This window comes from Rickettsia endosymbiont of Culicoides newsteadi (assembly GCF_002259525.1).
Classification (GTDB): Bacteria; Pseudomonadota; Alphaproteobacteria; order Rickettsiales; family Rickettsiaceae; genus Tisiphia.
This window is the reverse complement of record NZ_MWZE01000165.1, coordinates 1-1,011: the sequence shown is the minus strand read 5'-3', so window position 1 is coordinate 1,011 and position 1,011 is coordinate 1. Positions and strand designations below refer to the sequence as shown.

Genomic DNA, 1,011 nt, shown 5'->3' with positions numbered 1-1,011 from the left:
AAAAAAACATTTATCACAGGCATTAACTCCTTGCAACTCCTATATCTCCTTTATTTTTTCTTATCCCTTATCCCGAATTGACGTACATAGCGTTTTGATTATACTTTCCACGTGTCAAATAGTTCGTAAACTGCTTGACATCTAGGTTTCATGTAGCAAGAATTTCGTGGGGATAGATCAGCTCGCAATGACGCCAGACTATTTTCCATATGGCTTTTAAATTCCATGCGTAAGGTGAGAATTAGTTATAGTGTTTTTTAACTCTTAATAACCACAGTTCCAGCGATTTTATCATGTAAAGCTTGGCGTTGTTTAGAAAATAGTATAAACCAAATACCAACTAGCACTAATACATATCCACAAAATCTTTTAATTAATTGGCATTTACTAGGTTTTTCAAGAGTTATTGCATCTACTATTTTCATATGCATAATAAGTTTTCCAGGTGTGGCTCCGCAATAAATCCAAAAACCAATAAAATATGTTGATACTAGAGCAAAGTTAATGATAAGCATTAAAATAAATAATGTAAAAATACCACTAGCAGTTATGTTTTGGAGTAATTCCGGTTTTCTGCTACCCATTATTAGTATATCAGCCATATTAGCTTTAAAAAATAATAAAGATAGTCTAGATAAAATAAAGGCAGTGATTGGCGTTGTAAAAATTGACAACAAAAATGAATCTAGACAAGAAGCAAAAAGCCTGGGAACTAGTTTGGAGTATATAATTTGTTTATTCATTTTTTTTCTAGCTTATATTGTATAATTATTTCCGATAGACTCCTAGCCCCAAATTCTCCTGAATTAATGGTATGGACCTACCCTATATACAGAATGAGAAGCATATGCTAATCTTCTAGGATAGGAAATGAATCCTAAACAACAATAAGGAGGCTCATATGGAAGTTACCACAATTGGTATAGATATTGCAAAAAGAATTTTTCAAATTCACGGTGTAGATAAAAATGGTAAGACAATATTAAAGAAAAAATTAATGAGAGAGCAGGT

General features: G+C 31.8%; 1 protein-coding gene and 1 pseudogene. One reads left to right on the top strand and one right to left on the bottom strand.

The window, feature by feature from the left end; genetic code table 11:
* Positions 1-257: 257 nt before the first annotated feature.
* Complete coding sequence (locus tag RiCNE_RS07060; protein ID WP_094649838.1) at positions 258-743, bottom strand: RDD family protein; 486 nt, start codon at positions 741-743, stop codon at positions 258-260.
* 158 nt (positions 744-901) lie between these two features.
* On the opposite strand from RiCNE_RS07060, the pseudogene RiCNE_RS08205 reads away from it, so the two are divergent.
* Positions 902-1,011, top strand: a pseudogene (locus RiCNE_RS08205) (IS110 family transposase); the annotation flags it as partial.

Excerpts from the sequence above, each read along its gene's own strand:
- RiCNE_RS07060 (WP_094649838.1), bottom strand. The coding sequence starts at position 743 with ATGAATAAACAAATTATATACTCCAAACTAGTTCCCAGGCTTTTTGCT.